The following is a 22,999-nucleotide window of genomic DNA, read 5'->3' as shown; positions in this document are numbered from 1 at the left end:
GCGCTCGCCGGGGGATTTCATCCCTTGACCAACGCGCGCTCGATGATCGGCGCGAGATCCAGCCCGGTAGGCAGCGTTCCGAACGCTCCACCCCACTGCCCGCCGAGCCTGCTGGCCAGGAAGGCCTCCGCGACCGCGGGGTGACCGTGCCGCACCAGCAGCGAGCCCTGCAGCGCGAGCGAGATGTCCTCGGCCACCTTGCGTGCCCGGTACTGGATGGTCTCGAGGTCGCCGAGTTGCGTGCGCAGGGCTACGACGTGCGAGTCCAGCCGCGGGTCCTGGCCCGTCGTCCGGCTCAGCTCGTCGAACAGCACGTCGACGCACTCCGGTCGGGTTGCCATGGCCCGCAACGTATCCAGTGCGCTGACGTTTCCGGAGCCCTCCCAGATGCCCATCAGCGGCGCCTCGCGGTAGAGCCGCGGCATGCCGGACTCCTCGACATAGCCGTTGCCGCCAAGACATTCCATCGCCTCGGCGGCGTGCGGAGTGGCCCGCTTGCAGACCCAGTACTTGCCCGCGGCCAGACCGATCCGGCGCAGCAGCGTCTCCCGCTCGTCCCCGCGTATCGCGTGGTCGGTGGCACCCGCCATCCGCATGGCGAGCATGGTCGCCGCCTCGGCCTCGACCGCGAGGTCGGCGAGCACGTTCCGCATCAGTGGCTGGTCGATCAGATACGCGCCGAACGCCTTTCGGTGCTGCGCGTGGTGGATGGCCCGGGTCAGGCCGGTGCGCATGCTGGTGGCACTGCCGAGCGTGCAGTCCAGCCGGGTCAGGTTGACCATCTCGATGATGGTCGCGACGCCGCGGCCCTCCTCGCCGACGAGCCACGCCGTTGCGCCGTCGTACTCGACCTCACTGGACGCGTTGGCATGGTTGCCCAGCTTGTCCTTCAAGCGCTGCAACAACATTCGGTTGCGGGTGCCGTCGGGTAGCACGCGGGGCAGGAAGAAGCAACTCAAACCGCCTGGCGCTTGCGCGAGCACCAGGAACACGTCGCACATCGGCGCCGAGGTGAACCACTTGTGGCCCCGCAGCGAGTACGCGCCGTCGCCGTTCGGCGTCGCTTCAGTCGTGCCAGCACGGACGTCGGAGCCGCCCTGCTTCTCGGTCATCGACATTCCGGCGGTGATCCCGGCCTTGGCGGTCGGCACCTTCAGTTCGGGGTCATACGACCGGCTGGTCAGCAACGGCTCGTAGACAGCGGCCAGTTCGGCGTTGTGGCGCAGTGCGGGGACGACGGCGTAGGTCATCGAGATCGGACAGACGTGGCCTGCCTCTGGCGTCCACACCGAGGTCTTGGCGGCGCGCACGACGTGGGCGCCCGCGCGGTCGTCGGCCCACGGTGCCGCGTGCAAGCCGTGGCCGATCGCCACGGTCATCAGTTCGTGGTAGGCGGGGTCGTACTCGACCTCGTCGATGCGGTTGCCGTAGCGGTCGTGGGTGCGCAGCACGGGCTGGTTGCGATCGGCCAACTCCCCCCACCGTTGCGCCTGGGCACCGCCACCGAGTGCACCGAGGACGTTGACCTCGTCGAGGCCCCACTGACCGCCCTCCCTGATCAGCGCCTCGGTGAGCACCGGCGACGTGGCCGGGTTGTAGTTCTCAAGGGGCGGGACCTGATTGGTGACGACGTGCGTATCTCCCATACCTCCATGTTACATTTTTCCGACAATCGCACAAGAGTCGTAATACGGGCTGCGAACGTGCACGCGCGCGGGCAAGGTGGTTCGCGTGAAACCGAATACCTCGATCCGAGCCAGCGCACTCGACCTCGACACGCAACCCGTCGCTCCCGATCAGACGGTGAGCGGCCAGCCCCGCACCGCCGTGCACACCCTCACGGAGTTCAGTGGTCTCGAGGTCGGCGTGTGGGAGATGACGCCGGGTGTAATGAGCGACGTCGAGTCAGACGAGGTCTTCGTGGTGCTGTCCGGTTCTGCCACAGTCGAATTCGCCGACGAGAGCGAGACGCTGCACGTTCAGGCCGGCGACGTGGTGCGACTTGCCGCAGGCGCCAGCACGGTATGGACGGTCACCGAGACAATCCGCAAGGTCTACCTCGCCTGACCGGGATGGTTCGCGAAGAACGTCCAGATGACGCTCGTCGCGTTCAGGGCCGGTGACGGCGGGTCGGCACCCCCGCGGACCGTCTGCCCTCCCGGCCACTGGTGCCCGGCACCGTCGATGGTGATCAACGTGACGCCGCGACCGTCGGCGCACGCCGCGCGCGACGTCGACACCGGTCCGTCGACACTGACGGTCGGCGGCGCGCACCGATCCACGCCCCGCCAGAACGCGTTGACGTCAGGAACGGGCGGGCCGTCGATACCCGCAACGCCATCGCCCGGTTGCCCGTCGTAGCGGATGTTGCGGTCCGCGGTGCCGTGGACGTGCACGACCGATGTCGGGTGCGGCGACGGGCAGGGGTCGAGTTGGGTGGCCGCGTCGGGTCCGATCGCCGCGAACAGATCGGTGTTGCAGGCCAACGTGTAGGCCATCATGCCGCCGTTGCTGATGCCCGTCGCGTAGACGCGGGCCGGATCGATGGCGACGTTGGCCGTGATGTCGCCGACCACCGCACTGATGAACCCGACGTCGTCGACGTTCTGTCGCGCAGGTCGGCCGCAGCAGCCGTTGACGTTCCAAGCACGGCCGACACCGTCCGGATAGGCCACGACGAACTTCGCGCCGTCCGCCAATTCATCCCAGCCGTAGGATCTTTCGGCCTGCTGACCACTGCCGAAGCCGCCATGAAGCATGACCACCAGCGGTGCCGGTGAAGCCACGCCATCGGGGACGTACAGCCGGTAGCTGCGATCCAGCCCGCCGACGCTCAGCGAATGTGCTGTCGACCCTGCGCCGAATCCCGCAGGCTCCGCCGAACCGGATGCCGCACAGCCTGCGACCACGAGCAGCGCGGCGAACAGAGCGGTCAGTCTCGGGGCCATGCCTCCACGGTATTGACCATCGGGCGATCTCGCCGCCACGCGTCATACCGGTTGATGGCGCAGATTACGGCCGCGGCGAACGCCCAGCCGAGCACGATGTCGACGACGTAGTGCTCGGCGGTGTACACAAGCGTGAACGCCATGATCAACACGTAGGCCACCAGCACCGGCCGCCACCCGCGATGCACCCGATGCCACAGGAACGCCGCCACCGCCGCCGTCATCCCGGCATGCAACGACGGAATGGCCGCGACCAGGTTGACACTGGCCTGACCCTGGTCGATCAGCGCGGTCGCCGAGTGCAGATTCAGCTTGCCCCAGCCACGCGCGACGATCCGCTCCACCCAGGCGTTCGCACCGTCCTGACTGGTCTGCATACCGCCGAGCAGGCCGCCGTCCGGCACGCCGCGCGCAGACCGGAACATGCACCCCGGTCCGGACGGGCCGCCGCTGACGTCGACGGCCGTGCAGCGAGCGGCCGCCCACGGCGGGGCTGCGGGCAGCAGCGCGTAGACGACCAGCGCCGCGAACGACAACCCGACGAACAGCCGGACGAACGCCTTCCACTCGTCACGGTCGCGGAGCCACAGCACGCCGGCCACCACGTACGGCAGGACGAAGAACGACATGTAGACGGTGCTGATGGCGACCTCCCACCACGGCGCGTGTGGCAGTTTCAGCCGTTCCTGCAACCACACCGTCGGCATCGTCCCGAAGAACAGCCAGCGGTCGGCGTCAGCCTGCCAATGCCATAGCGTCGGCCGCCCGATCAGCGTCGCCGCTCCCCTGCTCACGTCGTAGGCGAGCAACACCAACGCGAACGGCAGCCAATCGCGAATGACGTACAGCATGCGGCGGCCCTGGCCGATGCTGGCGGCCAGCAGACCCGTCGCGATGTAGAGCAACAGCAGCTCACGGTTGAACGCGAGTCCGTCGGTCACCGTCCGGTAGATCACGGCGGCGCCCCATGCGGCGATCGCCACCCACCGCACGATCGTCAGCCGGCGCTCACCCCTCGGGACGGGATCCTCGGCGCACGTCAAGGCCATGGACGGTTGCTCGTCAATCGCGGACACATGAGCCTCTCGGTTACCGGGAGGAGCGATTCCCGCGATCAGCCTAGTTAACCGTGGCGTCACCGCCAGTTCGGCGGCAGTTCAGTTGCGAAGGAACGGCGCCGGCCGGTAATGGTGGTTCGTCGATGCGCGCGATGACCATTCGACCGGTTTCCAACAAGCCCAACGCGGGCAAACAAGATCAGATACCGAGAGCGACTTGCAATTCAGCCATCGCACCTGGATAAACAGCCTGTGCTGGGATACTGAGCAAACTTCAGATTATCGCCCAGCAATGTATTCAACTCGGTAAACTAACGCTGACGTCAGCAGCATCCTTCTTGAGGATCTGGCCTGCAGCGCGATCGCGACCGCGGGTAGTCGAGTACTGACCGGGGGGTCGTGGGGACGATGGAATACAGCAATTTCGTGGGTCGAATTGGAGCGCTCGCAGTCGCACTGGGCGTGGGGTCCGCCATCGCCGCACCGGCGGGAATCGCGTGGGCGAACCCTGACACGACGAGCGACTCGCCGTCGGCGGACGGTCAGGGCGCCGACGGGGGCACCGACGCCACCGAGCCATCCGCCGCGCAGCCGGGCCCGGCCAACGGCTCGTCATCGGGAACGACGACGCCGCCGCCGACGGACGTCGACAAGGGTTCGTCGGAGACCGTCGAGGTGGCGCCCGGCGTGACGGTGTCGTCCTCGGGTGGCGCTCAGTCGTCGACCCACGGCACTGTGTCGAATCCAGCCGAGCCGACCGACGGCACCGCCGGCCGAGCCCACGCGTCCGTCCAATCGGACACCACGTCCACACCGGCAACCTCGCTGCCACACAACAAGTTCCGCGACAGCGGGATGCCGTCTGACACCGCAATGTCGTCGGCCCCCGCTCCAAAGCCGACCCCGTCGACACTCGCGCACACCTCCGGCCGCAGCACCACCGCCGATGACGGTGTCGCCCCGCCGCTTTCGCTGATGAGCGCGAAGGCGCCAGCCACGGGCATTACCGCGACGCAACTCTCGGTCTCGACGGCACCGACCATCGTGACGCCGGCACTCAGCCCGATCGAAACGACAATCACGTCGGTTCTGAGAAACGTCGTGGCGCCGGTGTTGTCGTCGTTCCTCGCGGCGCTGCAGCGCGGATTGACGGAGTCGCCGCTGGCGTGGATGTTCCTCGCGGCAGCCCGCCGCGAAGTCGGTACAGAAGCCGTAGCGGAAGTCGCACCGACCGCCATGCGGATGGCCGCTGCCCAGGTCGTCGCGACGGCGGTCGTGAACCAGGCTCCGACGGCGGTGGGAACGTTCTCGACGGCCAACCCGGTCACGGGTGCGGTGACGGGAAAGGTGGTCGCCACCGACCCAGAGGGCACGACGCCCACCATCACCCTGACCACCAACCCGTCCCTCGGGACGCTGGTCTACAACGCGACCGCGGCCACGTTCACCTACACCCCCACCGCCGCGCAGCGGATCCTCGCGGGGAGCACCCCATGGCAGGCCACCACTGTCGCCATGACCGTCACCGTGTCGGACGGCGTGAACAAGGTGCCCGTCCAGATCAACATCCCCGTCTCGGCCGTCCTGATCGGTGTCCGCACCGACGTCGCCGGGGTGGGCGGTGCAGGTGCCGTCGCAGCCACCAATACCCGCGCCTACGTGACGAACCGGGACGCGGGCACCGTCACGGTGATCGACACCGCCACGGCCACCGTGCTGGGCACCTACGCCGCCGGCGCTGCACCCGACGGCGTGGCCGTGAAGCAGGACGGCACCAGGCTCTACGTGTCGAGCTCGACCAAGAACACCGTGACGGTTCTGGACACAGCCACCGGAGCGGTCAAGGCGACCATCGCCGTCGCCAAGCCCACCGCGATCACCATGGCCCCCGGCGGCGCATCCGTGTACGTGACGAGCTATGACACGGCCAAGGTGCTGCGCATCAGCACCTCGACCAACACGGTCGCCACCACCACCACACTGCCCACCGGGTACCGCCCGACCGGTATCGCCGCCAGCCCCGACAACACACGGGTCTACGTCACCACTGACACGCCCACCGGCGGCACCGCGGTCCTGACCTTCGGGCCGACCTCGACGACGGCCACCCAATTGACGCAATTGACCAGCAAGGCAACCTCGTTGACGGTCAGCCCCGACAACGGGAGGCTCTACGTCGGCTCCGACAACGGAACCGTATCGGTCATCGACACCAAGACCCGCGCCCTGATTGGAGTCATCCAGACCGGCGGCTTGCCCGCCGCTGCAGTGGCCGTCAGCGGTGACGGCACTACACTGATCGTGACTGATGCCGCCGGTCGCGTCGGTGCGTTCAACGCCGCGAACGGCGGAATGTTCGTCGCCATCGCCACTCGCCCGACGAACGACATCTCGCAAAGCCCAGGGGCGACCGTTAGCCCCGATGGCACCGAGCTATACGTGACCGACCGCCCAGCCGGCGTCGTGCACGTCATCTCGTTGACTGCGCCGAACGCGAATCCGGTGGTAGGGACCGCGACGAAGGGCGCCCCCAACGCGACCACGGGTGCGATCACCGGAACCGTCGGCGTGACCGACCCCAACGGAGATCCGTTGAGCTACACCGTGTCCGGGGCGCCGACCAAGGGAAGCGTCGTCGTCGGCGCGAATGGCACGTTCACCTACACACCGACCGCGGCCGCCCGGCATGCCGCCTCGACGGTCGGCGCGCCGTCGAGCGTCACCACCGACTCGTTCACCGTGACCGTGACCGACGGCAGGCGTGGCGTCGTCACGACCAGGATCACCGTCGACGTCAGCCCGACGAACACGGTTCCGACGATAACGAAGACCGTCGGCTCGCCGAACAGCGCGACGGGAGTCGTCACGGGCAACGTCACGGGCGTCGACGCCGACAACGACGTCATCACCTACACGTCGTCCGTTCCCACCAAGGGCAGCGTGACGCTCACGGCCACAGGCGGTTTCACTTACACCCCGACGGCCATCGCACGTCATGCCGCGCAGAAGGTCGGCGCCACAGCCGCCGACAAGCAGGACACCTTCACCGTCGCGGTCAATGACGGGCACGGCGGCGTCGTCACCACCTCGGTCACCGTGAGCATCAGCCCCACCAACACCGCGCCCACCGGTGGCACGGGCACAGTGACGCAAGTCAATACGACGACGGGCGCGGTCACCGGCACCCTGACGGCGGTCGACCTCGACGGCGACAAGTTGACGTTCACCTCGGCAACGCCGCAGAAGGGCACGCTGACCATCGGCGCCAACGGCAGCTTCACCTACACCCCGGCGACCGCAGCGCGCGACGCCGCCTCCGCGCCGAACGCCGCCCCGGCCACGAAGACCGAGGCCATCGCGATCACCGTGGCCGACGGGTACGGCGGGACCGCCACGTTCACTCTGACCGCACCCATCACGCCGTACTCGATCGGGAATCATGCGCCGGTAATCGGCATTACCACCGTCGGCAGTTCGTCGTCGGCAATTGGGACCGTAACGGGCAAGATCACCGCGACCGACCCGGACGGCGATGCGCTGACCTACACCGTCACTGCCGGTCCGGCCAAGGGCGTCCTCAAGGTCGACGCCGCCACGGGTGCCTACACCTACACCCCCACGGTCGATGCCCGCTACACCGCGCTGGTGACGCCCGGCGTCGACACCGACGTGTTCACCGTGACGGTCAAGGACGCACTCGGTGCATCGACGACCACCACGGTGTCGGTCACGGTCGTGCCGCCCGCGGCGAACGCCGTCGACCAGCGCGCCACAAGCGTCGCCATTCACGTGCCGGATCTGTTGTTCTACTCGCAGGCCGAGATCGACACCGCACTCGATGCGCTGCAGTCCGTCGGCGTCACCGACATCCGCGTGTTGGTGCCGTGGGCGGCCGTCGAGCCCGTGCAGGGCTGGGGCGACTGGAGCGCGGTGGACCGCGTCATCAACAGCGCGGCGGCACGCAACATCAAGGTACTCGGGATACTCAACTCCACGCCGACCTGGGCGGCGGTGCCGAACACGATGCCGCTGGCCGGAATGCCAGCCGACAACGCGCAATTCGCCGCGTTCGCCGGGCTCGCCGCCGCACGCTACAAGGGCAAGGTCACGGCGTGGGAAGTGTGGAACGAGCCCAACGGCATCAACTTCTGGCAGCCGGGGCCCAACGCCGCCCAGTACACCGCGCTGTTGAAGCCGACATACCTGGCCATCAAGGCTGCTGATCCCAACGCCGTCGTGGTGGCGGCATCCGTCGGTTCCGTCGTCGACTTCGGCGACTGGTTGGTGAACCCGGTGCGATTCGTCTCGGAGATGTACGACGCCGGCGCGGCAGGCTACTTCGATGCGCTGTCATTCCACCCGTATCAGTACACGACGCCCTTCACGCAAGGCGGAATCTACTACGAGTCGCCGCTTACCCAGGTCAACCGGATCCACGACCTGATGGTCGCCAACGGGGACGGTTACAAGAAGATCTGGGCGACCGAGTACGGCGAGCCGTCATCGGCAGCTGACGATGCCAACCAGGCCGCGTATCTGAGCGACTTCCTGCGGGGGTGGCGCACGGTGTCCTTCGCCGGGCCGGCGTTCATCCACACCCTCGTTGACAATGCGAACGCGGATCCGGCCGAAGCGTCGTTCGGTCTGTTCCGGGCGGACTGGACGCCGAAGCCCTCGGCTGCAGCGGTAATCACGGTGATCGCGGAGAACGACGCCATCGAAGCTGCCAAGAACGCGAGCGTCCTGTAGTCCGGTCAGACGTGGTCGCGCAGAAACGCGATGTCGTCCTTGCGGCCCTCGTCGGCGGTCTCGCAGATCACCGGCGCATCGGCGGCGTTGACGACCGCCACCAACAACTGGGGGTCGATCTGGCCGGTGCCGAAGTTGGCGTGGCGATCGGCGCCCGAGCCCGCGGCGTCCCGAGAATCGTTGCAGTGCACCAGGTCGATGCGGCCCGTGATGGCCTTGATGCGCTCGACGGCGTCGATCAGCGCTTCGCCGGCCGCCCAGGCGTGGCAGGTGTCCAGGCAGAAGCCGATGCCCTTGTCGCCGATGCGGTCCCACAGTCGGGCGATCGTGTCGAAGTGGCGTGCCATCGCGTGGTCACCGCCGGCGGTGTTCTCCAGGTACACCGGCATATCGGTCTTGAGGGAGTCGAGCGCCTTGACCCAGCGGTCGAACCCGGCCTCCATGTCCTTGTCGTCGGCGTGCCCGCCGTGCACGATCACCGCGGTGGCACCGACCTCGGTCGCCGCGTCACAGGTGTCCTGCAGGATCTTGCGCGACGGGATGCGCACCCGGTTGTTGGCCGACGCCACGTTGATCAGGTACGGCGCGTGGACGTAGAGCGGGACCGTGGAGGCTTTGAGCGTCTGCGCATCGTCGCGCGGTTTCGGCTTCTTCCAGCTCTGCGGGTCGCCGAGGAAGAACTGCACGACCTCGGCGCCGTCCGCGTCGGCGGCAGCGAGCGGGTCTTCGGAATGAACATGCGAACCAATCAGCACGTGGCCAGTTTATGCACGGACCCCGACATGCCACCTTGGGGCGCCGAGTGTGAACGTGACGAGATTCTCGGGCCGATTTCATCGTGACGCGCACAGTGGAGGGCTGTGGATGAGTTCGACGGCGGATCGCCCGAAACGCGCACCATCCGCTCATGTCATCGCCGCCCTGGCCGTTCATCGGCACCGAAGCCCTGTCGGCCCGAATGGTCCCCGAGCACACCGTCCGTACCCGCTATGAGCAGATCTACCCCGGCATCTACGTACCGAAGGGCGCTGACGTGTCCGCGATCCAACGCGCCACGGCTGCCTGGCTGTGGTCGAAGAGGCGCGGTACCTTGGCCGGGCAGTCGGCGGCCGCCGTGTTGAGGACCAAGTGGATCGACGGCGCCGACCCGGCCGAACTGATCCACGACAACCGCAGGGCACCGACGGATCTCGTCGTCCGGACCGAAGACCTCCGGCCCGACGAGGTGACAAGCGCCGGCGAGATGCGGGTAACCGCCCCCGCACGGACGGCATACGACATCGGCAGGCACACCGTTGGCAGGATTCAGGCGATTCAGCGCCTCGACGCGCTCGCCAACGCGACACGCGTAACCATTGAAGACGTCGAAGCCATCGCCACCGCACACGCCGGTGCACGCGGCCTGCACCGGCTGCGCCGCGTCCTCCCGCTGATGGACGGCGGCGCCGAATCGCCCCAGGAAACCGACGCTCGCCTGGCCTTGATCGACGCTGGCCTGCCCGCGCCCTCAACTCAGCACGTTATTCGAGGCCGCTACGGCGAGTTCATCGCGCGTGTCGACATGGCCTACAAAGGCGTCAAGGTCTCCATCGAATACGACGGCCCGCAGCATTGGACCGATCCGATCATCCGGCAGCGTGATATCGACAAGGGGTACGAGCTCAACGACCTGGGCTGGGCCGTCATCCGAGTGAGCCGCGACCTCCTGTACTACCGAAGAGCGACCTACGTGCGCCGCGTCGAAACACTCCTCCGAGAGCGCGGCATGGTCTGGTGACACCGCGAATGTGCGCCTGACGAGATTTGAGCCCCACTTCCCTCGTCAGATGCACACTCGCGCAACGAAAAAGGCCCCCGGGGATCCCGGGGGCCGTTCTCGTGACATGACTAGCGGTAGTCGCTGAAGCCGTAGTCGTCCAGCGGGACGGCCTGGCCGGAGCTCTGGCCGAAGTCCGGGCTGTAGTACTGATCCTCGTAGGACGGGATCGTGTACGCCGCGGCGCGGGCTTCCTCGGTCGGCTGCACCTGGATGTCCCGGTAGCGGGCAATGCCCGTACCGGCCGGGATCAGCTTGCCGATGATCACGTTCTCCTTCAGACCATTCAGCCTGTCGCTGCGGCAGTTGATCGCCGCATCGGTCAGGACGCGAGTGGTCTCCTGGAACGACGCCGCCGACAACCACGAATCCGTGGCCAGCGATGCCTTCGTGATACCCATCAGCACCGGGCGGCCTGCCGCGGGCTCATTGCCCTCGGCCACGACGCGCCGGTTCTCCGACTCGAACTCCGCACGCTCGGTCAACGAACCGGGCAGGAATTCCGTTGCGCCCGAGTCGATGATGGTCACGCGACGCAGCATCTGCCGGACGATGACCTCGATGTGCTTGTCGTGGATCGACACGCCCTGAGCGCGGTAGACGTCCTGCACCTCGTTGACGAGGTGCATCTGGACACTGCGCTGGCCCTGCACGCGCAGAACCTCGTGCGGGTTGGCCGAGCCCTCCATCAACTGCTGGCCGACCTCGACGTGGTCGCCGTCGGAGAGCAGACGCTCGGTGCCGTCCTCGTGCTTGAACACCTTCAGGCGCTGACGACGAGAGACCTTGTCGTAGACCACTTCTTCGCTTCCGTCATCCGGAATGATCGTGATCTTGTAGAACTTCTCGGTCTCCTCCAGACGAATCCGCCCGGAGACGTCCGCGATGGGCGCGGTGTTGCGCGGCACGCGGGCCTCGAACAGCTCCTGCACGCGGGGCAGACCACCGGTGATGTCCTCACCGACGCCACCCTGGTGGAAGGTACGCATGGTCAGCTGCGTGCCGGGCTCACCGATCGACTGGGCGGCGACGATGCCGACTGCCTCGCCGATGTCCACCAGCTTGCCGGTGGCCATCGAACGGCCGTAGCACATCGCACACACGCCGGTACCGGTCGTGCAGGTCAGCACCGAACGCACCTTGACGGTGGTGATGCCGGCGGCGAGGAGAGCCTCGATCGCCGGGTCGCCAAGGTCGTGGCCGCGCGAGATGACGACGTTGCCCTTCTCGTCGACCGCATCGGTGGCCAACGTACGTGCGTACGCCGACGTCTCGATGTGCGGATCGCGGATGAGCTCGGCGTCGGCCGACAGCTCGGCCAAGGTGACGTTGATGCCACGCTCGGTCTCGCAGTCGGTCTCGCGAACGATGACGTCCTGGCTCACGTCGACCAGACGACGGGTCAGGTAACCCGAGTCAGCGGTACGAAGTGCGGTGTCCGCCAGGCCCTTACGGGCGCCGTGGGTGTTGATGAAGTACTCCAACACCGTCAGGCCCTCACGGAAGGACGACTTGATCGGGCGCGGGATGAACTCACCCTTCGGGTTCGTCACCAGGCCCTTCATGCCTGCCAGCGTGCGGGTCTGGGTGAGGTTACCCGTGGCACCGGACTTCACGATCGTGATGATCGGGTTGTCCTCGGGGTAGTACTTCTCCAGCGCCTTGCCGACCTCTTCGGTGGCGTCCTGCCAGATCTTGACCAGTGCTTCGTTGCGCTCTTCCTTGTTCAGAGCGCCACGCTGGTACTTCTTCTCGATGCCGTCGGCTTCGGCCTCGTAGCGGTCGAGGATCTCGACCTTCTGCGGCGGCACCAGCACGTCGGCCATCGCCACCGTGACACCGGAACGGGTGGCCCAGTAGAAGCCGGCGTCCTTGAGCTTGTCGACGGTCTGCGCCACCACGATCATCGGGTAGCGCTCGGCGAGATCGTTGACGATCCGCGCCTGGACCTTCTTGTGCATCTGCTCGTCGACGAAGGCGTAGGCCTTGGGCAGCAGCTCGTTGAACAGCACCCGGCCCAACGTGGTCTCGGCCATCCAGGCGTCGCCCGGTCGCCAGCCACCCTCGCCGAACATTGCCGCCTCGATGTCGGCGGGCGGGCGCAGCTGCGTCAGCCTCACCTTGATCTTGGACCGCACCGAGAGCGAGCCACGGTCGACGGCCATCTGGGCCTCGGCGGGCGTGCTGTACACACCCGACTCCGGCTGATCCTTGGCGGCAGGCACGTACTCGCCGATGTCCCCGGGAATCAGGGTGGTCAGGAAGTACAGCCCGGTCACCATGTCCAGACGGGGCATGGCCAGCGGACGGCCCGATGCCGGCGACAGGATGTTGTTGCTCGACAGCATCAGGATGCGTGCCTCGGCCTGCGCCTCGGCGGACAGCGGCAGGTGGACTGCCATCTGGTCACCGTCGAAGTCGGCGTTGAACGCCTCACAGACCAGCGGGTGCAGCTGGATTGCCTTGCCCTCGACCAGCATCGGCTCGAAGGCCTGGATACCCAACCGGTGCAGCGTTGGTGCGCGGTTCAGCAGCACGGGGTGCTCGGAGATGACCTCTTCGAGGACGTCCCACACCTGCGCACGCTGACGCTCGACCATGCGCTTGGCGCTCTTGATGTTCTGCGCGTGGTTCAGGTCGACCAGACGCTTCATCACGAACGGCTTGAACAGCTCGAGTGCCATCAGCTTGGGCAGACCGCACTGGTGCAGCTTGAGCTGCGGGCCGACCACGATGACCGAACGGCCCGAGTAGTCGACGCGCTTGCCGAGCAGGTTCTGACGGAACCGGCCCTGCTTGCCCTTGAGCAGATCGGACAGCGACTTGAGCGGACGGTTGCCCGGCCCGGTGACGGGACGGCCACGACGGCCGTTGTCGAACAGCGCGTCCACCGACTCCTGCAGCATCCGCTTCTCGTTGTTGACGATGATCTCGGGTGCACCGAGGTCGATCAGCCTCTTGAGGCGGTTGTTGCGGTTGATCACGCGGCGGTACAGGTCGTTCAGGTCGGACGTGGCGAAACGGCCACCGTCGAGCTGAACCATCGGGCGCAGCTCCGGCGGGATCACCGGAACGGCATCGAGCACCATGCCCATGGGCGAGTTGCGGTTCATCTGGAACGCGGCGACGACCTTGAGTCGCTTGAGGGCACGAAGCTTCTTCTGGCCCTTGCCGTTCTTGATGGTGTCGCGCAGCGACTCGGCCTCGGCGTCGATGTCGAAGTTCTCGATGAGCTTCTTGATCGACTCCGCGCCCATGGCGCCCTGGAAGTACTCGCCATAGCGGTCGACGAGCTCGCGGTAGAGCACCTCGTCGACGATGAGCTGCTTGGGCGCCAGCTTCACGAAGGTGGTCCAGATCTCGTCGAGCCGGTCCAGCTCACGCTGGGACCGATCGCGGAGCTGACGCATCTCGCGCTCGCCGCCGTCGCGCACCTTGCGGCGAACGTCGGACTTGGCGCCTTCCTTCTCGAGCTCGGCCAGGTCGTTCTCGAGCTTCTGGCTACGCTCGGCCAGATCCAGATCGCGCTGATCCTCGACGGCCTTCTTCTCGACGACCATCTCGGCTTCGAGCGTGGACTGCTCGTTGTGCCGCATCTCGGTGTCGACGGCGGTGATGACGTAGGCAGCGAAGTAGATGATCTTCTCGAGATCCTTCGGCGCCAGGTCGAGCAGGTAGCCCAAGCGCGAAGGAACGCCCTTGAAGTACCAGATGTGGGTGACGGGTGCGGCCAGTTCGATGTGGCCCATCCGCTCACGGCGCACCTTGGCACGCGTCACCTCGACGCCGCAGCGCTCACAGACGATGCCCTTGAAGCGAACGCGCTTGTACTTGCCGCAGTAGCACTCCCAGTCGCGAGTAGGTCCGAAGATCTTCTCGCAGAACAGGCCGTCCTTCTCGGGCTTCAGCGTTCGGTAGTTGATGGTCTCCGGCTTCTTGACCTCGCCGAAGGACCAGTTGCGGATGTCGTCCGCAGTGGCGAGGCCAATGCGGAGTTCATCGAAGAAGTTGACGTCTAGCACGTAACTCCCTTTCCCCTTGCGGGTTTAGTAACTGCTAACTACTTAGTGTCCGCGGCAGTGCTGCGGCTATGCCCAATGCTCTTCGCGCAAGCGCTCATCGCTAAGCAAGGTCTTCGACGGACGGAGACTCGTTGCGGGACAAGTTGATTCCCAGGTTCGCGGCAGCGCGCTCCAGGTCCTCGTCGTCCGTGTCGCGCATTTCGATCGTCTGGCCCTCGGACGAAAGCACCTCGACGTTGAGGCACAGCGACTGCAGTTCCTTGAGCAGCACCTTGAACGACTCGGGAATGCCCGGCTCGGGGATGTTCTCGCCCTTGACGATCGCCTCGTAGACCTTGACGCGACCGACGGTGTCGTCGGACTTGATCGTCAAGAGCTCCTGCAGCGTGTACGCCGCGCCGTAGGCCTGCATGGCCCAGCACTCCATCTCGCCGAACCGCTGGCCACCGAACTGCGCCTTACCACCCAACGGCTGCTGGGTGATCATCGAGTACGGGCCGGTGGAACGGGCGTGGATCTTGTCGTCCACCAAGTGGTGCAGCTTCAGGATGTACATGTAGCCGACCGTCACCGGGTACGGGAACGGCTCGCCACTGCGTCCATCGAACAACTGCGACTTGCCCTCGGCGTTGACCATCACGTCACCATCGCGGTTGGGCAGCGTCGAGCCGAGCAGGCCCTCCAGCTCCCCTTCACGGGCGCCGTCGAACACCGGCGTGGAGACGATCGAGTTCGGGGGCGACTCCAGCAGTCCCTCCGGCAGAGCGGCCGCCCATTCGGGCGTCCCCTCGGCGACGTTGATCTTCCAGCCACTCTTGGCCACCCAGCCGAGGTGCGTCTCGAGGATCTGGCCGATGTTCATCCGTCGCGGCACACCGTGCGTGTTCAGGATGATGTCGACGGGGGTGCCGTCCGGCATGAACGGCATGTCCTCGACCGGCAGGATCTTGCCGATGACGCCCTTGTTGCCGTGGCGTCCGGCGAGCTTGTCGCCGTCGGAGATCTTGCGCTTCTGGGCCACGTAGACGCGGACCAGCTCGTTGACGCCGGCAGGCAGCTCGTCGTCGTCCTCGCGAGAGAACATCCGAACGCCGATGACCTTGCCGGACTCACCGTGCGGCACCTTGAGCGACGTGTCGCGAACCTCGCGGGCCTTCTCGCCGAAGATCGCGCGCAGCAGCCGCTCCTCCGGGGTCAGCTCGGTCTCGCCCTTCGGGGTGACCTTGCCGACCAGGATGTCGCCGTCACGAACCTCGGCGCCGATGCGGACGATGCCGCGCTCGTCGAGGTCTGCGAGCACCTCGTCGGAGACGTTCGGGATGTCCCTGGTGATCTCCTCGGCGCCCAGCTTGGTGTCGCGCGCATCGATCTCGTGCTCCTCGATGTGGATGGACGTCAGGACGTCCTCCTCAACCAGGCGCTGCGAGAGGATGATGGCGTCCTCGTAGTTGTGGCCTTCCCACGGCATGATCGCCACGAGCAGGTTCTTGCCAAGCGCCATCTCACCGTTCTCGGTGCATGGGCCGTCGGCGATGACCTGGCCGCTCTCGACGCGCTGCCCGGCGTCCACGATCGGACGCTGGTTGGCGCACGTGCCGTGGTTGGACCGAGCGAACTTGCGCATCCGGTAGGTGTGCCGGGTGCCGTCGTCGGCCATCACGGTGATGTAGTCGGCGGACACCTCCTCGATGACGCCGGCCTTGTCGGCGACGACGACGTCGCCTGCGTCGATGGCGGCACGAAGCTCCATGCCGGTACCGACCAGCGGCGACTCGCTGCGAACCAGCGGAACTGCCTGGCGCTGCATGTTCGCACCCATCAGGGCGCGGTTGGCGTCGTCGTGCTCGAGGAACGGGATCATCGCGGTCGCGACGGAAACCATCTGGCGCGGCGAGACGTCCATGTAGTCGACCTGCGCGGGCGTGACGTTCTCGACCTCACCACCCTTGCGGCGGACCAGGATGCGGTCCTCGGTGAAGCGACCATCGGCATCGATCGGCGAGTTGGCCTGCGCCACGACGTGGCGGTCCTCCTCGTCGGCGGTCAGGTGCTGGATCTCGTCGGTGACCACACCGTCGACGACCTTGCGGTACGGCGTCTCGATGAAGCCGAACGGGTTGACCCGTGCGTATACCGACAGCGAACCGATCAGGCCGATGTTCGGGCCCTCAGGGGTCTCGATCGGGCACATCCGGCCGTAGTGGCTGGGGTGCACGTCGCGAACCTCGAGGCCGGCGCGCTCACGGGACAGACCACCCGGGCCCAGCGCCGAAAGACGGCGCTTGTGGGTCAGACCCGACAGCGGGTTGTTCTGGTCCATGAACTGCGACAGCTGGCTGGTGCCGAAGAACTCCTTGATGGCCGCAACCACCGGGCGGATGTTGATCAGCGTCTGCGGCGTGATCGCCTCGACGTCCTGAGTGGTCATCCGCTCACGGACGACGCGCTCCATGCGGGACAGGCCGACCCGGATCTGGTTCTGGATCAGCTCGCCGACCGTGCGCAGGCGACGGTTGCCGAAGTGGTCGATGTCATCGGTCTCCACCGGAACCTCGACGCCGCCGGGGGCGGTCATCGTGGTCTGACCCTCGTGCAGGCGCACCAGGTACTCGATGGTGGTGGCGATGTCCTCGGGCGTCAGCGTCGAGCTGGTGATCGGCGCGCCGGCGTTGAGGCCCAGCTTCTTGTTGACCTTGTAGCGGCCAACGCGAGCCAGGTCGTAGCGCTTCTCCTTGAAGAACAGGTTCTCCAGCAGGGTCTGCGCGGACTCCTTGGTGGGCGGCTCGCCCGGGCGCAGCTTCCGGTAGATGTCGAGCAGTGCCTCGTCGGAGCCGGCGGTGTTGTCCTTCTCCAGCGTCGACATCATGATCTCGGAGAAGCCGAAGCGCTCCACGATCTGCTCAGCGGTCCAGCCGAGCGCCTTGAGCAGCACGGTGACCGGCTGACGGCGCTTGCGGTCGATGCGGACACCGACGGTGGCGCGCTTGTCGACGTCGAACTCGAGCCATGCGCCACGGCCCGGGATGACCTTGACACTGGTCAGGTCGTTCTCGGTGGCCTTGTCCTTGGACCGGTCGAAGTACACGCCGGGCGAACGGACGAGCTGGGACACGACGACACGCTCGGTGCCGTTGATGATGAAGGTGCCCTTTTCGGTCATCATCGGGAAGTCGCCCATGAAGACCGTCTGGCTCTTGATCTCACCGGTCTGGTTGTTGATGAACTCAGCGGTGACGAACAGCGGGGCCGCGTACGTCTGGTCCTTTTCCTTGCAGTCGTCGACGGGCGCCTTGACCTCGTCGAAGCGCGGGTCGGAGAAGCTCAGCGAGAGCGTGCCCGCGAAGTCCTCGATCGGCGACAGTTCGGCGAGCACCTCTTCGAGGCCACCGACGGGGGTGGGCTCGCCGCGCTCTAGGGCCTTTTCACGCCACCGGTCGGAACCGATGAGCCATTCGAACGAGTCGGTCTGTACGTCCAGCAGTCCCGGAACCTCGAGCGGCTCACGAAGCTTGGCGAAGGAAACTCGACCAGGGGCTCCCGGAACGGAATTGTTGGTGATATCGACTGACTTGCTCTGGCGAGAGACTGCCAAGATGCATCCTTCCAGCACCCGTGCGACGATCGGATGCCTGGTGAAGGGCCAGACCCGTTACGCCGCGTTATCTGCGGTTCGGCTGGCTCTCGCCTGTCCGCTTCACGGACACACGGCACGCAACTAGATCACTGAGCAGGGCTCAGGCTAAGACCACGGTGTCGGGGTGCGGTGAGGTGGGCAGGAGGCAGCCAGCGCAACGTCCAACAATAGCGCAGGACGGCGCATTCCTCAACTACCGCATGAAGGGGTGCACAAGGCGCTGGCTGGCGTCTTCAATCCGTGCACACATGCTGACCAACAGATTGGACCGTTTGGGTCCGTCCGTCAAGAGATAGCGCCGCGTTTTGTCTGGAGTTTTCCTGGAAGTCGTCGCCCCTGTTGCTGGCTCACTTGCACAACTGAGCGATCCGGATCCTGCTGGCCTCACCATCACGCAGCCGGGCAGCCTGGGCCGGATCGGTGTTCGGCACGTCGGCGAGCGCGTTCATCCCGATGTCTTGCAGGTTGGTGGCAAATGCGCGAACGGCGTCGCCCAGCTCCTTCGGGGTGTTCGGCCCAAGCATCCTCAGGAGGTAGTCGCCGCCGCCCAATATTGCCAAGCGTGCGTTGCCGGCGACCGCCCTCTGCGCGACCGGATCGGGTCCCAGATCGGCGTTCGTTTGGATCTGCACCGCCTTGCCCACGGTCTCGACCCAGCCGCCATGACGCGACGGTAGTTTGCCGCTCCGCGCGGGTTTGCCAGATAGGCTGACGGTGTTAGGCGACGAGGAGGAATCTCATGGACATTCCGCCCGTGGCATCAGTCGATCCGGCGCTGTTGCGCCACGCCATGGCGTGGCGGCTGCATCACCGTCGGTGGCGTGAAATATCCACTGCGGCAGCCGAATTCCCACTGACGATGATGGCGACTCTGTGACCGCCCGCCCCCACGATCTGCCTCAACTTGATCGTCCGCAACGAGGCGCACATCATCCAAGAGGTGCTCGGCTCGGTCGCGCCCCATGTCGCCTCCTGGGTGATCGTGGACACCGGCTCCGACGATGGCACCCAGGACGTGATCCGCAGCCAAATGGCGGACCTTGGCATTCCCGGTGAACTCACGAACGGCCGTGGCGAGACTTCGGCCACAACCGGTCGGAGGCGCTGACCCTCGCCAAGGGGCACGGCGACTACATCTGGGTCATCGATGCAGACGACGTGGTCGTGGGTACGCCCGACTTCGACGGCATTCACGCGGACGTCTACAACCTGCGCTACGGCGACGGCGGGCGCAGAGCCATCCGCAGCGAGATCGAGTGTCGCTTCTGGCTGCATCTCGGCGAGGGTTGGCGATTCTTCGCGCCCGAGCCTCTGATCAGCCGTCTGACCGCGGTTCTCGACGCGGAACCAGAGGTGGTCCAGGTCGGGATCAACGTCGGTGATGCGGTGACGCTGACGGGCGTCAGCGCAGCGGAGGACGCGGTGCGCCGGGCCGCTGATGGTGGCCGCTACGTCCTCACCGACGTGATTGCCCGCGGCCCGGCGATGTTCGACACCTGGCGTGTGGATCGAGCGATTGCCGATGGGCTGAAGGCCGCCAGCCTCGACGAGGTGCTCTGCATCGCGGCACCAAACTGAATGAACACCGCCCGACAGGGGCGCGTCAGCAGGACGCGCGTGCGATTGGCTAACTCCCCGGTCGTGTCGACCGGGACCGATCACTCCTTGGCGACGGGGATCGAGGCCGTGGGCGAGTCGTCCTCGGTCTGGCGGTGACGCGCGGTCGGATCGTCGCCGAACTCGTGCGATGCGTACTTGTGCGTGCCCTCGAGGTCGTCGCGGATGGCTTCCTGCGCCGCGGGCGGCAGCGTGTGCATGATCTCGCGCACACGGGCCTGACGACGGCCGACGGCCTTGCGCTCCGGCATACCCGGAGTGGCCAGGATCTGCGGCGGCACACCCTCGATCTCCTCGACGCCACCATCGTGGTGACCGGCATCGGCGAGCGCCTGCTCCTCGGCCATCTGCGACTCGTCCTTCTCCTCCGACATGCCGATCGGACCCAGCCGGCGACCGTTGAGGAACTGCTTCACCACCGGCTCATCGGAGGTCAACAACACCTCGCGCGGACCGAACATCACCAAATGCTTGCGGAACAGCATGCCCATGTTGTCGGGCACAGTGCGGGCGATGTTGATGTTGTGCGTGACGATCAGGATGGTGCAGTCGATCTGGGCGTTGATGTCGATCAACAGCTGGGACAGGTATGCCGTACGGACCGGATCCAGACCGGAGTCCGGCTCGTCGCACAGAATGATCTGCGGGTCGAGCACCAGCGAACGGGCCAACCCGGCGCGCTTGCGCATACCACCGGAGATCTCACCGGGGAACTTCTGCTCGTCACCGGTCAGACCGACCAGTTCCATCTTCTCCATGACGATCTGGCGGATTTCGGATTCCTTCTTCTTCGTGTGCTCACGAAGCGGGAACGCGGTGTTGTCATACAGCGACATGGAGCCGAACAGCGCACCGTCCTGAAACATCACCCCGAACAGGGTGCGGATCTCGTAGAGCTCCTTGGCCGAGCACTCGATGATGTTGGTGCCATCGACCAGGATCTTGCCGCGCTCGGGCCGCAGCAGCCCGATCAGCGACTTCAAGAACACCGACTTACCGGTACCGGACGGGCCGAGCAGCACGCTGACTTCACCAGCGGGGATCTCGAAGGTGACGTCCTCCCAGATTCGCTGGGGCCCGAAGGACTTCGTCAGTCCCTCAACCTGAATACCGATGCCCACGCGCGATCCTTCCGCCAATGCTGCGTTTTCGCCACACGCCACCCAGCTGTGGCTTGAGTCACTGTAGCTTACGCATCTGGACGGCCACACCTTAATGCGTAGCGCCGGACGGTAACCCCCGTGAGACGACTGTGGGGCCGATCTGTTTGCCAGATCGACCCCACAGTGCACACTTCGTCGGCTGCGCCGACGTGTGCCGAATCTACTTGACGGTGACCGAAGCGCCTGCGGCCTCGAGCTTGGCCTTGGCCTCCTCGGCGGCGTCCTTGTTGACCTTCTCGAGCAGCGGCTTGGGAGCGCTGTCGACCAGATCCTTGGCCTCCTTGAGGCCCAGGCCGGACACGATCTCGCGGACGACCTTGATGACGCCGATCTTCTTCTCGCCGGCACCCTCGAGGATGACGTCGAACTCGGTCTGCTCTTCAGCAGCCTCGGCGGGGGCGCCACCGGCGGGGCCGGCAGCGGCAACGGCGACCGGAGCGGCCGCGGTGACGTCGAAGGTCTCCTCGAACGCCTTGACGAACTCCGAGAGCTCCAACAGGGTCAGTTCCTTGAACGCGTCGAGCAGGTCTTCGGTGCTGAGCTTGGCCATGATTGTGGTCCTTCCTTATTACTTCTTGCTTGGTGGGATTTTGGTAGTGCTTATTCGGCGGATGCCGGTGCTTCTGTTTCCGCCTCGGCGGGTGCCGGTGCTTCTGCTTCTGCCTCGGCAGGTGCCGGTGCTTCTGCGTCGGCGGCTGCCGATGCCTCGGCGGGCGCTTCCGCGGCCCGCTTCTCCTGCAGCGCGAAGATGAGGCGGGCGACCTGCGATGCCGGGGCTGCGAACAGCGCCGCGGCCTGGCTGGTCTTGGCCTTCATCGCGCCGGCCAGCTTGGCCAGCAGCACCTCGCGCGACTCGAGGTCCGCGATGCGGTTGACCTCGTCCACGGACAGCGCCTTGCCGTCCATGTAGCCGCCCTTGATGACCAGCGACTTGTGATCCTTGGCGAAGGTCTTGATCGCCTTGGCGGCGTCAACGGGCTCGCCCTTGATGAACGCGATCGCGGTGGGACCGGCGAACAGTTCGTCGAGGCCTTCGACTCCGGCCTCGCTCGCCGCCCGCTTCACCAAGGTGTTCTTGGCGACGGAATAGGTGGCGGAACCGCTGAGCGAGCGTCGGAGCTCGGCCAGGTTGGCCACCGTCAGGCCGCGGTACTCGGTGACGACGGTGGCCGTCGCCTCCTTGAACTGTTCGGCGATGTCAGCGACCGCGGTGGCCTTGTCAGCCTTGGCCATGCATGCCTCCTCGTGGATGGTTTCGGGTGTTCACCGCGAACCGTCACGAAGGGCCGAGAAATGACGAACGCCCCGACACAGAATGGCCGGGGCGCGCAAGAATGCAACTACCTCGTCCTCCTGCGTGGGCCGCCGGGACAAATCCCGGACCTTCAACCGATTTCTCGGTGACCGACGGTCTTCGGTGGAACCCGACAAGAATAGCGTGCCGCTCCCCGATCAGCCAAAACGCCGTCGTCCGCCCCCCACCCCCCTGCAATTTGTGCACGCGGGGTCGCGCTCTCGCCGCAACTCAGCGTGCCGAAATCACCAGGAGGAGGAAGAGCGCGGCCAGCAGGACCACCCGCAGCCAGTGCAGTCGGTCCCATCGGCCTGCGAGCTCGCGCGAGACGTCCGCATCCGTCTGCCACCGGCCGATCCGGTTGTTGATCGGGACGAGCGTCGTGACCGACAGCAGCACAGCGGCCGCCATCAGCGTGGCCGCGCCGATCACGAGGGCGCCGCGGGACAACACCGCAGCGGCGATGAGCAACACCAGAGCGCCGATGTACCAGAACGGCATCACCACACCCAGCAATCGGCCCCCACCGCTGCGGAATTGACGGAACGCGGCGTCGGGCAGCTTCGCGACGACCGGGGTGGTGAAGGCGGCCACCCCGAACTCGACGCCGACCAGCGGGCCCACCACCAGAAGTGCGGCGATTTCTATCAATTCGATCACGGCATCGACCCTGCTCGGTATGCTGTCAGAAAACAAGG

The 22,999-nt window shown here is 66.2% G+C and carries 17 protein-coding genes; 6 read left to right on the top strand and 11 right to left on the bottom strand.

Annotated features, from left to right (window positions below; translation table 11 throughout):
* Nucleotides 1-17 precede the first annotated feature (17 nt).
* On the bottom strand, nt 18-1,646 hold the full coding sequence (locus tag HNP02_RS21150; protein WP_184442180.1) for an acyl-CoA dehydrogenase family protein: 1,629 nt from the start codon (nt 1,644-1,646) through the stop codon (nt 18-20).
* Nucleotides 1,647-1,731: 85 nt separating this feature from the next.
* Here HNP02_RS21150 and HNP02_RS21145 point away from each other — a divergent pair, with 85 nt between their 5' ends.
* The gene (locus tag HNP02_RS21145) at nt 1,732-2,067 is read left to right on the top strand and encodes a cupin domain-containing protein (RefSeq protein WP_184442179.1); all 336 of its coding nucleotides are present in this window, start codon (nt 1,732-1,734) and stop codon (nt 2,065-2,067) included.
* Here HNP02_RS21145 and HNP02_RS21140 read toward each other — a convergent pair.
* Together HNP02_RS21140 and HNP02_RS21135 are read right to left on the bottom strand one after the other, a co-directional pair.
* The gene (locus tag HNP02_RS21140; protein WP_184442178.1) at nt 2,055-2,948 is read right to left on the bottom strand and encodes a PHB depolymerase family esterase; all 894 of its coding nucleotides are present in this window, start codon (nt 2,946-2,948) and stop codon (nt 2,055-2,057) included. The two genes, HNP02_RS21145 and HNP02_RS21140, sit on opposite strands and share 13 nt — an antisense overlap.
* The gene (locus tag HNP02_RS21135; protein WP_184442176.1) at nt 2,933-3,997 is read right to left on the bottom strand and encodes a phosphatase PAP2 family protein; all 1,065 of its coding nucleotides are present in this window, start codon (nt 3,995-3,997) and stop codon (nt 2,933-2,935) included. Before HNP02_RS21135 ends, HNP02_RS21140 begins: the two co-directional genes overlap by 16 nt.
* Before the next feature lie 435 nt (nt 3,998-4,432).
* Here HNP02_RS21135 and HNP02_RS21130 point away from each other — a divergent pair, with 435 nt between their 5' ends.
* Complete coding sequence (locus tag HNP02_RS21130) at nt 4,433-8,755, top strand: Ig-like domain-containing protein (protein ID WP_184442174.1); 4,323 nt, start codon at nt 4,433-4,435, stop codon at nt 8,753-8,755.
* A gap of 5 nt (nt 8,756-8,760) precedes the next feature.
* Here HNP02_RS21130 and HNP02_RS21125 read toward each other — a convergent pair whose 3' ends face one another.
* A complete protein-coding gene (locus HNP02_RS21125) occupies nt 8,761-9,510 on the bottom strand; it encodes a deoxyribonuclease IV (RefSeq protein ID WP_184442172.1) in 750 nt (249 codons plus the stop codon).
* 152 nt (nt 9,511-9,662) lie between these two features.
* Here HNP02_RS21125 and HNP02_RS21120 point away from each other — a divergent pair, with 152 nt between their 5' ends.
* Nucleotides 9,663-10,532, top strand: a complete 870-nt coding sequence (locus HNP02_RS21120) for a hypothetical protein (RefSeq protein WP_184442171.1) — start codon at nt 9,663-9,665, stop codon at nt 10,530-10,532.
* A gap of 110 nt (nt 10,533-10,642) precedes the next feature.
* Here the strand turns inward: HNP02_RS21120 and HNP02_RS21115 are convergent, their stop codons facing one another.
* The 3 genes from HNP02_RS21115 to HNP02_RS21105 form a co-directional block, all read right to left on the bottom strand.
* On the bottom strand, nt 10,643-14,593 hold the full coding sequence (locus HNP02_RS21115; protein ID WP_184442169.1) for a DNA-directed RNA polymerase subunit beta': 3,951 nt from the start codon (nt 14,591-14,593) through the stop codon (nt 10,643-10,645).
* Between the two features lie 100 nt (nt 14,594-14,693).
* Nucleotides 14,694-18,185 (bottom strand): DNA-directed RNA polymerase subunit beta, encoded by a 3,492-nt coding sequence (locus tag HNP02_RS21110; protein ID WP_221317820.1) that lies wholly within the window; start codon nt 18,183-18,185, stop codon nt 14,694-14,696.
* A 389-nt stretch (nt 18,186-18,574) separates the two neighbouring features.
* Nucleotides 18,575-18,871, bottom strand: coding sequence for a hypothetical protein (locus tag HNP02_RS21105; protein ID WP_184442165.1), 297 nt, complete (start codon nt 18,869-18,871; stop codon nt 18,575-18,577).
* Nucleotides 18,872-18,966: 95 nt separating this feature from the next.
* On the opposite strand from HNP02_RS21105, the gene HNP02_RS21100 reads away from it, so the two are divergent.
* Genes HNP02_RS21100 through HNP02_RS42905 form a run of 3 tightly spaced genes read left to right on the top strand, consistent with a single transcriptional unit; the run spans nt 18,967 to nt 19,805 of the window.
* Entirely contained in the window at nt 18,967-19,104 is a 138-nt protein-coding gene (locus tag HNP02_RS21100; protein WP_184442163.1) for a hypothetical protein, read from the top strand.
* Nucleotides 19,105-19,131: 27 nt separating this feature from the next.
* Nucleotides 19,132-19,335, top strand: a complete 204-nt coding sequence (locus HNP02_RS42910; protein WP_255506756.1) for a hypothetical protein — start codon at nt 19,132-19,134, stop codon at nt 19,333-19,335.
* 56 nt (nt 19,336-19,391) lie between these two features.
* The gene (locus HNP02_RS42905) at nt 19,392-19,805 is read left to right on the top strand and encodes a hypothetical protein (RefSeq protein ID WP_255506755.1); all 414 of its coding nucleotides are present in this window, start codon (nt 19,392-19,394) and stop codon (nt 19,803-19,805) included.
* An 80-nt stretch (nt 19,806-19,885) separates the two neighbouring features.
* Here HNP02_RS42905 and HNP02_RS21090 read toward each other — a convergent pair whose 3' ends face one another.
* From HNP02_RS21090 to HNP02_RS21075, 4 genes are all read right to left on the bottom strand, one after another.
* Nucleotides 19,886-20,965, bottom strand: coding sequence for an ABC transporter ATP-binding protein (locus tag HNP02_RS21090; RefSeq protein ID WP_184442161.1), 1,080 nt, complete (start codon nt 20,963-20,965; stop codon nt 19,886-19,888).
* 202 nt (nt 20,966-21,167) lie between these two features.
* Nucleotides 21,168-21,557 (bottom strand): 50S ribosomal protein L7/L12, encoded by a 390-nt coding sequence (gene rplL / locus HNP02_RS21085; RefSeq protein ID WP_184442152.1) that lies wholly within the window; start codon nt 21,555-21,557, stop codon nt 21,168-21,170.
* Between the two features lie 50 nt (nt 21,558-21,607).
* Nucleotides 21,608-22,240 (bottom strand): 50S ribosomal protein L10, encoded by a 633-nt coding sequence (rplJ, locus tag HNP02_RS21080; protein ID WP_184442150.1) that lies wholly within the window; start codon nt 22,238-22,240, stop codon nt 21,608-21,610.
* Between the two features lie 292 nt (nt 22,241-22,532).
* Nucleotides 22,533-22,961, bottom strand: coding sequence for a DUF1772 domain-containing protein (locus tag HNP02_RS21075; RefSeq protein ID WP_184442148.1), 429 nt, complete (start codon nt 22,959-22,961; stop codon nt 22,533-22,535).
* Between the last annotated feature and the right edge of the window lie 38 nt (nt 22,962-22,999).

Origin of the sequence: Mycobacterium sp. AZCC_0083, from assembly GCF_014202335.1 — a bacterium.
Taxonomy (GTDB): Bacteria; Actinomycetota; Actinomycetes; order Mycobacteriales; family Mycobacteriaceae; genus Mycobacterium.
This window is presented reverse-complemented; position numbering and strand designations above follow the sequence as displayed.